The following is a 16,186-nucleotide window of genomic DNA, read 5'->3' as shown; positions in this document are numbered from 1 at the left end:
TCCTCAATTCTGCTTGTTGTTTATGTGCCGGGTGAGAATTCACCCGTCTATTTTTGAGAAATCCGCTACATTGTGCACCGCAGCACGAAAACGATCAAGCAGGGACAGACGTGCTGCCCGCTTTGCCGGATCATCTGCGTTCACCGTGACATTTTCGAAGAAATCGTCGATCGGGGCCCGCAAGCTCGCCAGCGCAGCCATCGCACCTTCGAAATCTTCCGCCGCAACAGCCGCCGCAGCACGCGGCTCGGCCTTGCTCAGCGCCTCCATCAACGCCTTTTCAGCGTCATCCGGCTCGTAAGACAGGTCTTCAAGATGGCGTTCGTCCATCTTCGCGCGGATGACCGGAGCCAGATCGGGATCATCGACCATCGCCAGCGGATCTTCCTCGCCAGTGCGCGAGATTTCACCCTCTTCGCCGTGCCAGTCCTCTTTCTTCAGGATATTGGCGGCACGCTTATATCCGGCGAGCAAATTGGCGCCATCTTCCGATCCTATAAAGGCCTGAAGAGCCGCAATGCGCTTCACCATGCGAACATTGTCTCCGCCTTGCTCAACAGCCACCACAGCATCGACCATGTCGTGCCGAATGTTTGCATCGCGCTGCTGAACCTTCAGACGTTCGATCAGAAAACTGGCGATTTCCCGGCCGGCCTCTGACGTCTTGCCCGGATGGGCGGCCGCCGTGATCAGATCAAACATGAAAGCGCGAAGGTCATTTTCCAGAATAAGGCTGAGAATACCAATCGCTGCGCGCCGAAGTGCGAAGGGGTCCTTCGAACCTGTCGGTTTCTCGTCAATCTGAAAAAATCCGACCAAGGTATCCAGCTTATCCGCCAGACTGACAGCGATCGTCACCGGCGCGGATGGAACATCGTCGCCCTGCCCGACCGGCTTGTAATGATCGCGAATAGCATCGGATACCGCCTCCGGCAGACCTTCTGCGGCAGCATAATAACCGCCGATAAGTCCTTGAAGTTCAGGAAATTCGCCAACCATCTCGGTGACGAGATCAGCCTTGGACAGGCGTGCAGCCTGCTCAGCCTGCTGCGCATCGGCTCCTTTGACGATGTCTTGTTCGACCAACCAGCGCGCGAGTTTGGCCACCCGCTCCACCTTGTCAGCCACTGTGCCGAGCTTTTCGTGGAACGTGATCCGCTTCAAACCCTCGGCATGTTCGGCGAGGCTTTTCTTGCGGTCCACATCCCAGAAGAAACGGGCATCAGCCAGACGCGCGGCGAGCACTTTTTCATTGCCCGCAACGATCGCGGCGCCGCCATCAGCCGCCTCGATATTGGCTGTGCAGATGAAGGCATTGGCAAGATTGCCCGAAGCATCATTGCAGATGAAATACTTCTGATTGGTCCGCGCTGAAAGCTGAATGACTTCGGGCGGCACTTCCAGAAAAGCCTCATCGAAGCGGCCAAGCAACGGAACCGGCCATTCGGTCAGGCCGGCGTTTTCCACCACCAGACCTTCATCCTCGACCAGAACGAGCCCGGCATTGCGCGCCGCGGATTGAGCCTTGTCCCGGATCAGCGCTTCACGCTCTGCATGATCGACAATCACATGACAGGCGCGCAGTTTTTCTTGGTAATTATCGACATGGCCGATCGTAATATCGCCCGAATGGTGGAAGCGATGCCCGGCGGTAACCAGCCCGCTGGTGACGCCGTGCACTTCGCATTCCACCAGATCGTCCCCGAACAATGCAAGAATTCCGGAGAGTGGGCGGACCCAGCGGCCGGACTCGCTGCTCAGGGAAGCCGCGCCCCAGCGCATGCTTTTGGGCCATGGAAAGGCGCGAATAACCGCCGGTATCGCTTCGGCCAGCACATCCTTCACGGCGCGGCCGGGAATGTTCTTCACCGCAAAATAGGTTGCACGGCCTTTGACATCGCGCAGCTCAAGCTGATCCCGCGTCACGCCATTCTTGCGGCAGAAACCATCAATTGCCTGATCGGGAGCGCCTTCCGGCGGCCCCTTGGCCTCTTCACTGACGGCTTCGGTCTGTTCGGGCAGGTCGCGTGCGATCAGTGCAAGGCGGCGCGGTGTGGACCAGACGACAATCTCGCCCGGCGTGACGCCAGCGGCACTCAATTCGCTGCGAAAGAGTTTTTCCAGATCGGCGCGCGCGCCCTTCTGCATGCGGGCAGGAATTTCTTCACAGCGCAATTCTAGGAGGAAATCGCTCATGCCTGCCACTCCGGATAAGCGCTGATCCAGCGGTCTTTTTCCTTGGCCATATAGGCTTCACAGCTTCCCCGCGCGAGGTCGCGGACCCGGCCCATATAAGAGGCGCGTTCTTGCACCGAGATCACACCGCGCGCCTGCAAAAGGTTGAAGATATGGCTCGCCTCGATCGCCTGCTCATACGCAGCGATGGGGACATTGGCCTGCAGCGCATTCTGGCATTCCGCCTCGGCCTTGCCGAACAGGTCGAACAAGGCATCTGTATTGGCGACTTCAAAATTCCATTTCGACATCTGTTTCTCATTTTCGAGAAACACATCGCCATAGGAAACGCCGCGGCCGTTGAAATCCAGATCGTACACATTGTCGACGTTCTGAATATACATGGCGAGGCGTTCGAGCCCGTAAGTCAGCTCCCCCGCCACCGGTTTGCAATCATAGCCGCCCATTTGCTGGAAATAGGTGAACTGGGTGACTTCCATCCCGTCACACCAGACTTCCCAGCCCAGGCCCCAGGCGCCCAATGTCGGGGATTCCCAGTCATCCTCAACAAAGCGAATATCGTGCTTCAGAGGATCGATACCGATCACTTCGAGGCTTTTCAGGTAAAGGTCCTGCAGATCCGGCGGGCTTGGCTTCAGGATCACCTGATATTGGTAATAATGCTGCAACCGATTGGGGTTTTCACCATAACGACCATCGGTCGGTCTGCGGCAAGGCTGAACAAAAGCCGCGTTCCACGGTTCCGGGCCCAAAGCCCGCAGCGTGGTCGCCGTATGAAAAGTGCCCGCGCCAACGCGCATGTCGTATGGTTGCAGAATGACACAACCCTGCTCGCTCCAGTAATTATGGAGCGCGAGGATCATGTCCTGAAAGCTCTTCGGTGCCTGTGTCATGGTGGATGCGCCATGGCGGATGGTCAGGAAACCGTCAATGCCGCGGCTGCGCCTTGATGTGCATTTAGATAGCAGCGGTAACAAAGGTGCAACGCCCTATTGATTTTTAACGCACTCTACTGCCTGAAGAATAAATACCTATCTTGTCCGCTCAAGAGATGGATCGAGGATCTTTTTATGTCGTTAAAGTCCCTGCTCCTGCCACTGGCAGGCTCACTTTCCATGATACTGGGCGTCACGGCTTGCGCGGCGGAGCCTTTGGAGATCCCCGAAAACCTCGCGGAAACGGATATTGAAGAAGGGCATCAGGGCCCGGCCCTGTGGGCCTTGTCAGATGACGACACGACCGTTTACCTATTTGGCACAGTGCATGTCCTGCCCGAGGATGTGAAGTGGTTTGGCGGTGCCATAGCAGAAGCATTTCAATCCTCTGACGAACTTGTCACTGAAATAGACATGAATGATGCAGCCGCGATGCAGCAATTGGTGATGTCCAAAGCCATACTGCCTGCAGATGCGCCGACATTGCGCGAGCAGATGAGCGATGAAAATCGCGAGCAATATGAAGCAGCGATGGTAACATTGGGCCTGCCGGTGGAAGCGCTCGACCGGTTTGAGCCCTGGTATGCGGCGATGACCCTGCAATTACTGCCGATGGTTCAGGCTGGTTATGGTGCGAATAGCGGCGTTGACGCGGTCTTGACCGCCAAGGCAGCCGATAAGCAGCGGGCCGCGCTGGAAACACCGGATGAACAAATCAGTCTGTTCGACGAAATGTCGCCAGACACACAGCTGGCATTTCTGGATCAAACGGTGGAATCTCTACCCGGGATGATGGACACGATTGACGCGATGGTCGGTGAATGGCTGGCAGGCGACGCGGATGATCTCGCCCGCATCATGAATGGGGAATTGGATGACCCTGCGCTCTACAAGCGGCTGCTAACCGATCGAAACGCACATTGGGCGGACTGGATTGAAGAGCGCATGCAGCAACCCGGCACTGTATTCATCGCAGTGGGGGCAGGTCATCTGGCCGGTGAAAACAGTGTGCAGGCGCAATTGGCTCAGCGCGGACTGCCGACCCGCCGCATCACCCATTGATCCGAACAATGCGTGATCTGCTCCAAATGCGGATTGCCCTTTCCTTCTTCCTCATTGCCTGCCTGCTCGCCTGCCAGCGGTCGGCAGATCAGGAATGGCCCAATCCAGCGCCCGCCTTATGGGAAGTGCACAATGCAGACGGACAGCTGGAGGGCTGGTTATTCGGCACGGTGCATGCACTGCCGGACGGGGTCGAATGGCGCACACCGCGATTGGACAGCGCCCTCGCCCAGACAGAAAAACTCGTGGTTGAAGTCGCAGATCTCAACGATTCCTCTGCGATAGCGGATGAGTTTGCGAGACTTTCCCGCTCAGACCGCCCTCTTCCCCCGCTTGAAGAGCGCGTTCCGCAACAAGACCGCGCTGCAATTACGCGGCTGATCACACAAGCCGGCAGCTCCGATGCCAGCTGGACCCATGTCAAAAGCTGGGGCGCCGCCCTGATATTAGCCAATGCCACCCGCCAGAACAGCGATTCCAGCAATGGCGTCGACCGCTGGCTGCTGCGGCAGCATCCCGATGCGATGGAGCTGGAAGGCGCCGCGCAGCAATTTCATATGTTCGACAATATGTCGCGCGCCGAACAATCCCATCTGCTGATATCGGTGGCGCAGGAGGCCGCAGCCGCACCAGCCCTTCGCGATGCCAGCCTCAAAGCGTGGCTGACAGGGGATCTGCGAGTTCTGAAGAATCAAAGCTCACAAGGCCTGCTCGCCAATCCGCAATTGCGTGAGACACTGCTCACAAAGCGCAATCGCAATTGGGTGGACAAGCTGGACACAGCTTTCCCCACCTTCGGACCACTTTTCATCGCGGTCGGTGCCGGGCATATGATCGGCGCTGATGGTTTACCGCAAGCGTTGAGCAAGGAAGGATATGTTATAAAACGTATCCAGTGATCAGCGGCCTGCACAATCATTGGCGGGGCCCAAATGGCTCAGCGCTTGCATTGAAAGCAATTTGCCCCTAATGGCCCGGTCTTCCGTTATGATCATCCCTGGAGGCGTGACGGAAAACCTATTTCAAACGCATTCGAAAGGCACGTATTATGAGCGACGCTCTGACCCTGCCGGCCGAGGCGCGCGAACGGGCTGGCAAGGGAGCCTCCCGTGCACTGCGTCGTGAAGGCCGCATTCCCGCCGTTATCTACGGCGATAACAAAGAACCCATTACCATTCATGTTGAAGAACGTGTGCTGGCTAAACAGCTTGGCTCCGGTCACTTCATGAACTCGATCGTTCAGATCGATCTTGATGGTCAGACGCTTCGCACCCTGCCTAAGGATGTCGCGTTTCACCCGGTTTCAGACCGCCCGCTGCATGTCGACTTCCTGCGTCTCTCGAAGAACGCCAAGGTTGACGTGTCGGTACCGGTTCTCTTCACCAATGAAGAACAATCCCCGGGTCTGAAGCGTGGCGGCGTGCTCAACGTCGTGCGTCACGAACTGGAACTGGTTTGCGAAGCAGACAAGATTCCTGGCGAAATCGAAATCGACGTCACCGGCCTCGAAGTCGGCGATTCGATTCACATCAGCCACGTGAAGCTGCCCAAGGGTTCTGAAAGCGCCATCACCGACCGCGATTTCACCATCGCTACGGTTGTTGCGCCTTCCGCTCTGAAGCGTTCGGATTCCGAAGCTGACGAAGAAGAAACGCCCGAAACCGTTGCAACTGAACAAGAACAGAACCCCGGCGACAACGACTGATCGCTGCCAGTTTCTGAACGCAAAAGGCCGGCCATCCACTGCGGATTGGCCGGCTTTTTTGTGTACGATAAGCACCGCGTGACAACGCAGCCCTTGGCATCTGCCGCCAGATCGCTATCGGAAGCCCCATGCAACTTTGGGTAGGTCTCGGAAATCCTGGTCCGCAATATGCGATGCACCGGCACAATGTAGGTTTCATGGCGCTGGACGTCATGGCCGACATGCACGGCTTCGGTTCGGTCCAGAAGAAATTTCAGGGCTGGGTTCAGGATGGGCGGATCGGCGGGGAGCGGATCATTCTGCTTAAACCGGCGACCTTCATGAATGAGAGCGGCCGGTCAGTGGGTGAAGCGCTGCGCTTCTACAAACTTGACCTCGATGCCCTTACCGTATTTCACGATGAGCTCGATCTCGCGCCTTTTAAGGTGAAGGTGAAGATCGGGGGCGGTGCGGCGGGCCATAATGGCCTGCGGTCAATCGATCGCCATTGCGGGCAGGATTACCGCCGTGTTCGGCTTGGCATTGGCCATCCCGGCCATAAAGACCGGGTCCATGGCTATGTGCTCGGCAATTATGCCAAGGCCGAACAGGACGAGCTGGCAGGAATGCTGGGCTCGGTTTCCGCCGAGGCGGACTGGCTCGCCAAGGGCGACAATCCGCGATTTATGAGCGATGTCGCCCTGCGTCAGCAGGATTAACGCAAAGGGGCAGGACCGCCAGAGACGGCGCCCGCCCTTTGTCTTATTTTTCCGGGTCTTTCGCTGCCTTTTCTGCAGCTTCCTTCTGCGCCTGCTGAACATGCGGTGGAAGACCGCCAAATACAAACGCATTAAGCGCCACCGTAACACGCGACGTTTTCGCCATATTGGGCTCTACCCAATGTTTCGCAGTGCTGGGGAACAGCAGCAATGTCCCCTCTTCCGGCCGCATCGGCATCGAGCCGTTGAGATAAGGCGCCTTCACAAGAGGCTGCCCCGCCGGTGCAGAACGATGATCGATAAAAGATATGGCGCTGGGGCGCCCTTCCTCTTCATCGGGCTTGGGCATGGAGACATAATAGCAGCCAGACCAGAAACTACCTGGGTGATCATGCGGGGCGTTGTGGCCGCCCGTGGGGTTAACATTGACCCAACCCGTCAAGGTCAGCCGTCCCTTTTCCAGCTCCTTCGGATTACCGGTGATTCGTTTGGTCGCATTCACAGCGGCATCACGGATCGCTCTGGCAATCGTGTTGTGCGCTGGTTCCTTGCGCTGGAAGAAATCAGATTCGCTATGCCAGCCCAGCCGGTTACTGCGTTTTATGCCTAGTTCGCTTGCCTGACGCGCGTCGATTTCTTTCAGCAACTCCATGTTTAAGCGCTCGGAATCGTGAATTTTGTATGACACGACCGGCGTGGGAAACAGAAGGTGGATAGTATTAAAATCGAAGCTCATCGGATTCCGGCGTTCCCTGAATTTTGTTCTGTTACGCATTGGAAAAACACTGAGCGAACTGCAACCATTGCTTCGCTATCTCAGCTATTTTTTCGTCAATGCTGTCTGTTCTGCACTGCTTCTGGCACGCTGCCAATGTTGGGCGATCAGTTCGTCATCGGGAGCAAGTCGGACTGCATTTTCAAGCAAGGCAAAACCGCGCGGCCGGTCTTTGCCAGTACGAAACAGAAGCCAGCCCAGCGTGTCCATCACAGCCGGATTTTGCGGAGCCAGTTCGAATGCGGCTTCTGCATTGCGCAGGGCATCTTGAAACTTGCCGAGACGCCCCTGCGCATAAGCAAGTTTGCTCAGCACTTCGGCATCATGCCTGCCTTGCGATTTGATCACCCTGTTGAAAGCTGATTCCGCGACCATCCAGGCATCACGGGTCAATGCGGCTTCGCCAAGGGACCTGTCTTTGGCTGCCCGGTCAAGCGCAGCACGCTGAGCCCTCTGACGATAGGTCGCAGCCTCTGCCGAATTCCCCAGTTCCTGCTGCGCTTTCGCCATTACTTGCAGTATTTCCGGGGATGGACTCCCCCTCATCGCGGGCTGAAGCGTCGCGATGGCCGTCGCCACCTCACCCGTAGAGATTTGCGCTTCAGCCAGAGTCCGGCGTGCGCCTGTCAGCTTCGGCCATTTGCGGATCAGGGGCGATAAACGTGCCAGCGCCTGCTCATCCTGTCCTAGCTCAAGCAAAGCACGCGCATAAAGCAGCACCGCCTCCGGCATATCGGTCAGCTCATCCTCCCGCGTCTGCAAAAGATCGCGCACTACTGTCCAATCGCCCTGCCCGGCTAACACACGTGCCTCAAGATACACCACCGCAATATCCGTCGGAGCGAGGGCGTAGAGTTCATCGATCAAAGGGGTCATGGCCTGATATTGGTCAAGATCGGCCAGCGCCTCAGCCAGCCCGATCAGTACGGATCGGCTGTCGGGATAGATTTTCCGCGCCTTGCGGTATGTTGCAAGCGCTGCGGCGAGATCTCCCTTCGTTATCGAAATCTGCGCCGATGCCAACATCGGTGCCAGCGCATTGGGATCTTCTCTGACAGCCTCTCTGACTTGCTCTTCGGCTTTTGCGATATCTCCGCGATCCAGCAGAAAAAGAGCATATTCACCGCGCAAGGGCGCCTTGGCCCCGCTGGCTACAAGTCCTTCGTGGAAAGCATTTTCAGCATCAGACCCACGCTGAAGTCCGATCGCAGCCAATGCGCGCACGCGCCACGCTTCTGAACTGGGGAGTCCCTGCACCTCGCGCATAGCCGCATCATATCGTTTTCGCAGCAGTTCAGCGTCACCCCGCAAAATCCTGTAATCTGGCGGAAGATTGCCTGTCGCTGCCAAGCGATCCAGAGTGGCAATCGCACTGACCCCGCGCCCCAGCCCAAGCTGGGCTCTTGCAAGAAGCGTCAGTGCGTCTGCGTTGCGCGGCTCTGCCTGCAACCATTCAAGCAACAGATCCTCTGCCTTGTCATATTCTTTCTGAGACAGCTCCTGACGCGTCTGCTCATACAATTGCTCTGTGCCTGCTGAGCAGCTGCATAAGATGGAAAAGAACAAGCCCATAACAAATGATGATTGCAGGTTGCGCACAGTTCCTCCCCAAATTCGGCCCCACCTTCTGCCAAAAATATGGCGTTAACCATGAAGATTTGCAGTTGTACCACATCGCGACACTCAGCCAGTCCCGGTCGACTCTTTTCGCATCTTGCTCTTGGGTTGCGGTCAACGGCCGGCTCTGGATACGGAATTTTGTGTGATCTGGCCTTCGTTTCAATTGGGGGACTTAAATTATGATCAAGAAAACACTCCTTCTGTCCGGCACGCTGGGCGCTCTGATGATCGCAACGCCGGCCATGGCAACCTATCATCATCATCATCCTGGTTGCGGCCACGGGAACTCATCGGGTGGCACGCCTGTTCCTGAACCGGGCATGCTGGGTATTGCGGGTCTCGGGCTGCTGGGACTGGGCCTTGTCCGCGCTCGCCGCTCTTCGCGCAAATCCTGATTACTCTTCGACGCGAAGACCAAGTTTCTAGAAAGAATCTTCTATATGTTGCGTAACTCCCTTCTCCTGACTGCTGCGATTTTTGGCCTGGTAACGACACCTGCCTTTGCAATGGGTCATAATCCAACTGAACCGGATCATTGCACCAGCGGCTGCCAGGGTGGGGAATCTGAGCCGTCTATACCGACGCAGGTTCCCGAACCGGGGATGCTCGGCATTGCGGCTATCGGACTGGCAGGGTTGATCCTTGGCAGACGTACAAACCGGTCTTCGCGCCAGAAATAACACCGCATTTACGCGGTAAATTTTCAGGGGCGTTGGTGTGCGGCACCAGCGCCCCTTTTGCATCTCTGGCGTTTCTCGCCCAGCGGCGCTAAGGCGGCCATCAAACGTAAATCGAGGAAATAATCCATGGGATTCCGCTGCGGGATCGTCGGCCTGCCCAATGTTGGCAAATCGACGCTGTTCAATGCACTTACCGAAACGCAGGCCGCACAGGCTGCGAATTATCCATTCTGCACGATTGAGCCGAATGTTGGCCAGGTATCCGTGCCCGATGGCCGACTTGATCAGATCGCGGCGATATCAGGCTCTGCCAAGATCATCCCAACGCAGCTGGCCTTTGTCGATATTGCGGGCCTGGTCAAAGGCGCCAGCAAGGGCGAAGGTCTGGGCAACCAGTTTCTTGGCAATATCCGCGAAGTCGACGCGATCGTTCACGTCTTGCGCTGCTTCGAAGATGACGACATTCAGCACGTCTCCAACAAGGTTGATCCCATCACGGATGCCGAAGTGGTCGAGACCGAGCTTATGTTGTCGGATCTGGAAAGCCTCGAAAAGCGGGTCCCCGCTGCGCAGAAGCGTGCGACGAGCGGTGACAAGGAATCGAAAATCGCCGCCAGCGTGTTGGGTCAGGCACTCGAACTTCTGCGAGAAGGCAAGCCCGCCCGGCTGACCGAGCCAAAGGACGAGGAAGAAGAGCGCGTATTTGGTCAGGCTCAGCTGTTGACGGCAAAGCCTGTGCTCTATGTCTGCAATGTCGCCGAAGGCGATGCGGCGACGGGCAATGATCTGTCAGCACAGGTTTTTGAAAAGGCCGCATCCGAAGGCGCTCAGGCGGTTGTCGTGTCCGCTGCCATCGAAGCCGAGCTGGTTGCGATGGAGCCTGAGGAAAGAGGCGAGTTCCTTAGCGAGCTGGGCTTGCAAGAAAGCGGTCTCGCGAGAGTGATCAAGGCGGGTTACAATCTGCTTGGACTGCAGACTTTCTTCACCTGCGGCCCGAAAGAAGCGCGCGCATGGACCTTCCCGGCAGGCGCAAAGGCACCGCAAGCAGCCGGTGAGATCCATAGCGATTTCGAAAAGGGCTTCATCCGGGCCGAAACCATCGCCTTTGCGGATTATATCGAACTGGGCGGAGAGAGTGCCGCGCGCGAGGCCGGTAAACTGCGTCAGGAGGGCAAGGAATATCTGGTGCAGGATGGCGACATCATGAACTTCAAGTTCAACGTCTGATCCCCTGAACCATCCCCCGCGTGCCCGACACGCGGGGACATACAAAGCACAGAAAAAGGCCCGGAAAGCTCTCGCTTCCCGGGCCTTTTTGGTGTTTCAGACCTGAGCCAGATCAGCCTTCGGGCTGAGCTGCTGTCGCTGGCGTTGCTGCCGGAGCCGGAGCGGCCGGCGCATCGTTCGCATCGACATAGGCGATCCACATTTCAGCAATCGGTGCCCGGTTTCCGGTAACCTGCTGCAGTGTGGCGCGTGCTGCGTCAGATTCGCCCTGCATAGCCTGGGCGATGCCTTCACGTGTCAGAGCACGGTTCTTATCAACCCCGCCCTTTTCGACTGCGAGCGCGTACATTTTCTCGGCATTTGCGTAATCATCAAACGACATGAACAGATCCGCGGCGCCGAGAGCCGTCACGCCGGTATCCGCGCTCTGTGCATCAGCCAGCAGTTCGGACGCGCCTTCACGGTCGGATGCTGCACGTTCCTGCGCGGTCGATTTGGCATCGTTGAAGAAAGGCTCATCCGCAGGCACCAGACCGGCAGCTTCACCTTCCTGCAGCACGGCCAGCACTTCATTGGCCATCCGGCGCGCATCGGCCGCTTCGACATATTCGATATAATCGCGCTGAGTGGTCATGGAACCGGTCGCACGCATCAGGCGCATGACATCGAGCATTTCCTGACCTTCAAAGTCGTTCAGCGCACGAACAACCTGCAGACCATTGGTCCAGTTCTGTTCGGTCGGGTTATTCTCAGCCAGCAATGCCGCGATATCGGTCGCTTCGGCTGCCATATCATTTTCATAGGCAACCTTCAGGCCGCGCAGGAGCCAATTATCCGGCACTTCACGGCCAGCATCCATCCGCGCGGTAACTGCCTGCTTCAGATAATCGAGACCAGCCTTGTTCTGATCTTCAGCAAAGTAGCTTTCGATGATCAGCGCTTCGGGATCATTGTCGGTATAACCGGCAGCAGCCGCGGCATTCAGCGCTTCGCGTGCAGCGGCATAATCACCGGCCTGGTAAGCGAAGTTACCGACATAGAACTGGAATTGGCCGACTTGTTCCGCAGGAGTCTTGCCACTGGCGAGCATCAGCTCAAGGCCTTGACGCTGCAGGCTCGGATCCGTGAGTTTGGAGCCCATGCTGAGAATCAGCTGGCCTGCTGCAAAACGATCGTCTTCAGTCTCAATTGCTGCGATAACGGCAGGAATGTTGGGCTTCTGCGAAGCGACATCGCCGCCTTCTGCATTCACGATATCCGCCACAGGCTTATACGTTTTCACGAAGGCCTTGGAATAATCCTGGGCGAAAGCGGGGGTCGCGATCCCTGCGCCAGCAACGGTTCCGCCGGCCAGAGCCATCGCCATTGCGATTTTGGAACCAAGACCCTTGTGGGCCTTGCGACGTACGGGAAGGGACATACGAAGCATCAATTACTCTCCTGTAAGGTATTAATGGGCATAAGCGCCCTATCAATGGTCAACACGAACGCGTTACTGCCGTTTCGGCGCCATAATTGCAAATATGATGTAAAGTGAAAGGCCTGAACGGTTTTTGAATGGGCTGTTCACTCAGATCCGTCACACCGGACCAGAAGACAAAAGAAATCGTGGATAAGCGTGGCTGCATGCGGCTCAGGCGGCGCTTTTACTGGCTTGTCAGCGATGGATGTCCTAGGGTCATCCCACGTTTTGAAGTAATAACAATGACAGGCGAATTTCGCAGGTGAGCGACAACATCGAGAATATCGATTCCCCCGAAGGGCCAGACGAGATCGACCGGATCGACATCGTCGAGGAAATGAAGACGAGCTATCTCGATTACGCGATGAGCGTAATCGTGTCCCGCGCATTACCCGATGTGCGTGACGGGCTTAAACCGGTCCATCGCCGCATCCTATATGCCAGCCAGGAAGGCGGCTTCGTCTATAATCGGCCCTATCGCAAATCATCAAAAATCGTCGGCGACGTGATGGGTAACTATCACCCGCATGGCGACAGCGCGATTTACGATGCGCTGGCACGTATGACGCAGCCCTGGTCGCTGCGCGTTCCGCTGATCGATGGTCAGGGTAACTTTGGTTCCATGGACCCCGATCCGCCGGCAGCCATGCGTTACACCGAAGCGCGTCTGGCCAAGGTTTCCACCACACTGCTTGATGATCTCGACAAGGATACTGTCGATTTTGCCGACAATTATGATGGTTCGCGCTCTGAACCCACCGTGCTTCCGGCCCGCTTCCCCAATCTGCTGGTCAATGGCTCAGGCGGGATCGCAGTCGGGATGGCAACCAACATCCCGCCTCATAATCTGGGTGAAGTTATCGATGGCTGTCTGGCCTATATCGAAAACCCCGGAATCACTTCGGAAGAACTGTTCCAGATCATCCCCGGCCCCGACTTCCCGACAGCACCGATAATTCTGGGGAATGCCGGTGCCCGCTCCGCCTATACGACCGGGCGCGGTTCTGTTCTGATGCGGTGCCGTCACGATATTGAAGAAAATCGCGGTGAACGCCGCGCAATCGTGCTCCACTCCATTCCCTATCAGGTTGGCAAATCCAACCTCGTTGAAAAGATCGCCGAAGCCGCGAAGGAAAAGCGGATTGAGGGCGTTTCCGATATTCGCGACGAATCCTCGCGCGAAGGCATGCGCGTGGTCGTCGATCTGAAGCGCGATGCTACGCCGGAAGTGGTGTTGAACCAGATCTGGCGGCACACACCCGCGCAGTCGAGCTTCCCAGCCAATATGCTCGCCATTCGCGGCGGTCGGCCCGAAGTCATGTTCCTGCGCGACATTATTCAGGCCTTCATTCAGTTCCGCGAACAGGTCATCACCCGGCGCACGAAATATGAACTGAACAAGGCGCGTGAACGTGCGCATATCTTGCTCGGCCTGGTGGTTGCGGTATCCAATCTGGACGAGGTGGTGAAAATCATCCGCGGCGCATCCAATCCGGCAGAAGCGCGCAGCAAGCTTCGTGCACGTGAATGGCCGATCGGCGATATTGCGCAATATATTCGTCTGGTTGAGGCAATTGAACCCGATGCCGAACAGACAGGCGGCACATATCGCCTGTCCGAACGGCAGGTAAAAGCCATTCTGGACCTGCGTCTGCATCGCTTGACCGCGCTGGGACGTGACGAGATCGGCGACGAACTCAAAGAGCTTTCCATTGCGATTGAGGAATATCTCTCAATCCTTGGTGATCGCGCAAAACTCTACGGCGTGATGCGTGATGAGCTGGTTGAGATTCGTGCTAATTACGCGACACCGCGTGTATCCGAAATCGCGCCCGCATGGGATGGCCTTGATGATGAAGACCTGATCGAACGGGACGAAATGGTCGTTACCGTTACGCTTGACGGTTACATCAAACGCACCCCGCTCTCGACCTTCAGGGCGCAACATCGCGGCGGCAAAGGCCGTGCGGGTATGGCGACGAAGGAACAGGACGCGGTCAGCGAAATGTTCGTCACCAGCACGCATAATCCGGTGCTGTTCTTCTCCACCGCTGGCAAGGTTTATCGCCTCAAGGTCTGGAAACTGCCGGAAGGCGGGCCAACGACACGCGGACGGCCTATCGTGAACCTGTTGCCCTCGCTTGATAGCGGCGAAGCAATCGCAGCCGTTCTGCCTTTGCCGGAGGATGAAGACAGCTGGGGCGCGCTCAATGTGGTGTTTGCCACCGCCAAGGGTGGCGTGCGCCGGAACGCGATGGATTCCTTCGCCAATATCCCGTCCAACGGCAAATTGGCGATGCGTTTTGACGAGGATTCAGGCGACCGTCTGATCGGTGTTGCCCTGCTCGATTCACTCGATGATGTCCTGCTCGCCTCTCGCAACGGCAAGGCCATCCGTTTTGCAGCGGAAGACATCAGGGAATTCCAGTCCCGCACATCAACCGGTGTCCGGGGGATGAATCTGAAGGATGATGACGAAGTCGTATCGCTTTCCATTCTTCACCGCGTGGGTGCGGAAAGCGAAGAACGCGACGAATATCTGCGTCATGCCCCTTGGAAGGCCGAGCGGGATAGCGATCCTGACCTCCCTGCGGAACGCTTCGAGGAATTGCGCGACAATGAAGAATTCATTCTGACAATCTGCGCCAATGGCTATGGCAAGATTTCGTCAGCCTATGAATACCGCCGCATCGGCCGCGGTGGTCAGGGCATCGTGAATATCGACAATATCAAGCGCAACGGCCCCGTGGTGGCAAGCTTCCGTGCAACGCTGAACGATCAGCTGATGCTGGTCACCAATCAGGCCAAACTGATCCGCATTGGTCTCGACACGTTGCGAGTGATCGGTCGCGGCAGCGCGGGTGTCCGTCTGTTCAATGTGAGCAAGGGCGAATTCATCGTCAGCGCCGTACGCATTGATGAAGAAGAGGCTCCCGAGAACGAAGCTGAAGAAGCCATCATCGAGGAAATTGTCGCGGGCGATAGTCCGGAAACAACACCGCACACCACGCTCGATCGCGATGATCCGCCCGGTGAAGAGGATGACAGCGAGGCTTAAGCTCACGCCGCGCTTCGACAAACAAGTAAGAAAACGCCCCCTTGAAAGGGGGCGTTTTTGTTGGCCCAGCCCCTTGGATCTCAGCCTCTTGAAACTGGCGCGTTAACAACCAGTTACCCGCACTATGCTTCAATGGCTCAATCAATATAGTGGCGCCTTAAACGCGCTGTTCAACCTCGGCATGGTCACAATCTGGCTGGTCTACTTCAATCTCGTCGTAGCCGCCTATAAACGCCAACGTCAGACCAAATTGATCATAGATTGCGTTCAGCACGGCGAGGCCCAGGATTGTGTTGTCATCAATATGAGCCCGGAGCCGGTCTTTCTTGATGCCATTGTCGCCAGTGTGAATCATGGCGATGACAAAACCTATCTGCAGCCCGCAAGACACTCCGACCACACAGACAAATCTCACGAGAACTCGTTTCGCTTCGGTGCCCTTCAACAGGGAAAAATGACCAATATCGGTAGTTTTGATGAGATTCTCAGGGAAAGCGGCATATCCCTCGATGACGGATGCCAAAATCTCGAATTAACGGTGGTGGCGGTTTACGGGCCCGAAGATTTGCCCGTTGGATGCTCACGGTGTTTTGCGATCAAACGTGACGAAGACACCAGCAAACTGAGCGTTTCCGCAGAGAGTTCCATCAGCAACCAAATACGAAGCCGCAAAGATCGTCGCAAACTTGAAAATCTCCTGCGAGAGAGAAATGGTTTTTAGCGAACCCACTCACACCAAATGAAGGCCGTATATGCGGGTATGGCAAT

General features: G+C 56.7%; 14 protein-coding genes. 9 read left to right on the top strand and 5 right to left on the bottom strand.

Annotated elements, in window-relative coordinates; genetic code table 11:
- Positions 1-39: 39 nt before the first annotated feature.
- Positions 40-2,196 carry a glycine--tRNA ligase subunit beta gene (glyS, locus tag GRI91_RS01515; RefSeq protein WP_160734867.1) on the bottom strand — a complete coding sequence of 719 codons (2,157 nt, stop codon included), beginning with the start codon at positions 2,194-2,196 and terminating at the stop codon, positions 40-42.
- Complete coding sequence (locus GRI91_RS01510) at positions 2,193-3,089, bottom strand: glycine--tRNA ligase subunit alpha (RefSeq protein ID WP_160734866.1); 897 nt, start codon at positions 3,087-3,089, stop codon at positions 2,193-2,195. The genes glyS and GRI91_RS01510 overlap by 4 nt, the downstream gene beginning before the upstream one ends.
- A gap of 177 nt (positions 3,090-3,266) precedes the next feature.
- Here GRI91_RS01510 and GRI91_RS01505 point away from each other — a divergent pair, with 177 nt between their 5' ends.
- The 4 genes from GRI91_RS01505 to pth all read left to right on the top strand — a co-directional run bounded on the left by GRI91_RS01505 (position 3,267) and on the right by pth (position 6,596).
- A complete protein-coding gene (locus tag GRI91_RS01505) occupies positions 3,267-4,193 on the top strand; it encodes a TraB/GumN family protein (protein ID WP_160734865.1) in 927 nt (308 codons plus the stop codon).
- Between the two features lie 8 nt (positions 4,194-4,201).
- Positions 4,202-5,092, top strand: a complete 891-nt coding sequence (locus tag GRI91_RS01500) for a TraB/GumN family protein (RefSeq protein ID WP_160734864.1) — start codon at positions 4,202-4,204, stop codon at positions 5,090-5,092.
- A 149-nt stretch (positions 5,093-5,241) separates the two neighbouring features.
- Positions 5,242-5,898 carry a 50S ribosomal protein L25/general stress protein Ctc gene (locus GRI91_RS01495; protein WP_160734863.1) on the top strand — a complete coding sequence of 219 codons (657 nt, stop codon included), beginning with the start codon at positions 5,242-5,244 and terminating at the stop codon, positions 5,896-5,898.
- Between the two features lie 128 nt (positions 5,899-6,026).
- Entirely contained in the window at positions 6,027-6,596 is a 570-nt protein-coding gene (gene pth, locus GRI91_RS01490; protein ID WP_160734862.1) for an aminoacyl-tRNA hydrolase, read from the top strand.
- A gap of 43 nt (positions 6,597-6,639) precedes the next feature.
- Here the strand turns inward: pth and GRI91_RS01485 are convergent, their stop codons facing one another.
- Both GRI91_RS01485 and GRI91_RS01480 read right to left on the bottom strand, forming a co-directional pair.
- Complete coding sequence (locus GRI91_RS01485; protein WP_160734861.1) at positions 6,640-7,332, bottom strand: TIGR02466 family protein; 693 nt, start codon at positions 7,330-7,332, stop codon at positions 6,640-6,642.
- An 84-nt stretch (positions 7,333-7,416) separates the two neighbouring features.
- Positions 7,417-8,892 carry a tetratricopeptide repeat protein gene (locus GRI91_RS01480; protein WP_160734860.1) on the bottom strand — a complete coding sequence of 492 codons (1,476 nt, stop codon included), beginning with the start codon at positions 8,890-8,892 and terminating at the stop codon, positions 7,417-7,419.
- Positions 8,893-9,170: 278 nt separating this feature from the next.
- On the opposite strand from GRI91_RS01480, the gene GRI91_RS01475 reads away from it, so the two are divergent.
- The 3 genes from GRI91_RS01475 to ychF all read left to right on the top strand — a co-directional run bounded on the left by GRI91_RS01475 (position 9,171) and on the right by ychF (position 10,898).
- Positions 9,171-9,386 carry a PEP-CTERM sorting domain-containing protein gene (locus tag GRI91_RS01475; RefSeq protein ID WP_160734859.1) on the top strand — a complete coding sequence of 72 codons (216 nt, stop codon included), beginning with the start codon at positions 9,171-9,173 and terminating at the stop codon, positions 9,384-9,386.
- A gap of 45 nt (positions 9,387-9,431) precedes the next feature.
- On the top strand, positions 9,432-9,671 hold the full coding sequence (locus GRI91_RS16345) for a PEP-CTERM sorting domain-containing protein (protein ID WP_160734858.1): 240 nt from the start codon (positions 9,432-9,434) through the stop codon (positions 9,669-9,671).
- A 126-nt stretch (positions 9,672-9,797) separates the two neighbouring features.
- Positions 9,798-10,898, top strand: coding sequence for a redox-regulated ATPase YchF (gene ychF / locus GRI91_RS01465; RefSeq protein ID WP_160734857.1), 1,101 nt, complete (start codon positions 9,798-9,800; stop codon positions 10,896-10,898).
- A gap of 112 nt (positions 10,899-11,010) precedes the next feature.
- Here the strand turns inward: ychF and GRI91_RS01460 are convergent, their stop codons facing one another.
- Positions 11,011-12,327, bottom strand: a complete 1,317-nt coding sequence (locus tag GRI91_RS01460; protein ID WP_160734856.1) for a hypothetical protein — start codon at positions 12,325-12,327, stop codon at positions 11,011-11,013.
- Between the two features lie 370 nt (positions 12,328-12,697).
- Here GRI91_RS01460 and gyrA point away from each other — a divergent pair, with 370 nt between their 5' ends.
- Positions 12,698-15,418 (top strand): DNA gyrase subunit A, encoded by a 2,721-nt coding sequence (gene gyrA, locus GRI91_RS01455; protein ID WP_202385432.1) that lies wholly within the window; start codon positions 12,698-12,700, stop codon positions 15,416-15,418.
- Positions 15,419-15,542: 124 nt separating this feature from the next.
- Positions 15,543-16,139, top strand: coding sequence for a hypothetical protein (locus GRI91_RS01450; protein WP_160734854.1), 597 nt, complete (start codon positions 15,543-15,545; stop codon positions 16,137-16,139).
- The last annotated feature ends 47 nt before the right edge of the window (positions 16,140-16,186 follow it).

Origin of the sequence: Altericroceibacterium endophyticum, assembly GCF_009827595.1 — a bacterium.
Taxonomy (GTDB): domain Bacteria; phylum Pseudomonadota; class Alphaproteobacteria; order Sphingomonadales; family Sphingomonadaceae; genus Altericroceibacterium; species Altericroceibacterium endophyticum.
The sequence above is the reverse complement of the archived record's forward strand: the minus strand, read 5'-3'. Positions and strand labels throughout refer to the sequence as shown.

Bases quoted from the DNA above. Each gene is read 5' to 3' on its own strand.
- GRI91_RS01460 (WP_160734856.1), bottom strand. From the start codon at position 12,327: ATGCTTCGTATGTCCCTTCCCGTACGTCGCAAGGCCCACAAGGGTCTT.
- GRI91_RS01500 (WP_160734864.1), top strand. From the start codon at position 4,202: ATGCGTGATCTGCTCCAAATGCGGATTGCCCTTTCCTTCTTCCTCATT.
- ychF (WP_160734857.1), top strand. From the start codon at position 9,798: ATGGGATTCCGCTGCGGGATCGTCGGCCTGCCCAATGTTGGCAAATCG.
- GRI91_RS01450 (WP_160734854.1), top strand. From the start codon at position 15,543: ATGCTTCAATGGCTCAATCAATATAGTGGCGCCTTAAACGCGCTGTTC.
- GRI91_RS16345 (WP_160734858.1), top strand. From the start codon at position 9,432: ATGTTGCGTAACTCCCTTCTCCTGACTGCTGCGATTTTTGGCCTGGTA.
- GRI91_RS01475 (WP_160734859.1), top strand. From the start codon at position 9,171: ATGATCAAGAAAACACTCCTTCTGTCCGGCACGCTGGGCGCTCTGATG.
- glyS (WP_160734867.1), bottom strand. From the start codon at position 2,196: ATGAGCGATTTCCTCCTAGAATTGCGCTGTGAAGAAATTCCTGCCCGC.
- GRI91_RS01505 (WP_160734865.1), top strand. From the start codon at position 3,267: ATGTCGTTAAAGTCCCTGCTCCTGCCACTGGCAGGCTCACTTTCCATG.
- GRI91_RS01485 (WP_160734861.1), bottom strand. From the start codon at position 7,332: ATGAGCTTCGATTTTAATACTATCCACCTTCTGTTTCCCACGCCGGTC.
- gyrA (WP_202385432.1), top strand. From the start codon at position 12,698: ATGAAGACGAGCTATCTCGATTACGCGATGAGCGTAATCGTGTCCCGC.
- pth (WP_160734862.1), top strand. From the start codon at position 6,027: ATGCAACTTTGGGTAGGTCTCGGAAATCCTGGTCCGCAATATGCGATG.
- GRI91_RS01510 (WP_160734866.1), bottom strand. From the start codon at position 3,089: ATGACACAGGCACCGAAGAGCTTTCAGGACATGATCCTCGCGCTCCAT.
- GRI91_RS01495 (WP_160734863.1), top strand. From the start codon at position 5,242: ATGAGCGACGCTCTGACCCTGCCGGCCGAGGCGCGCGAACGGGCTGGC.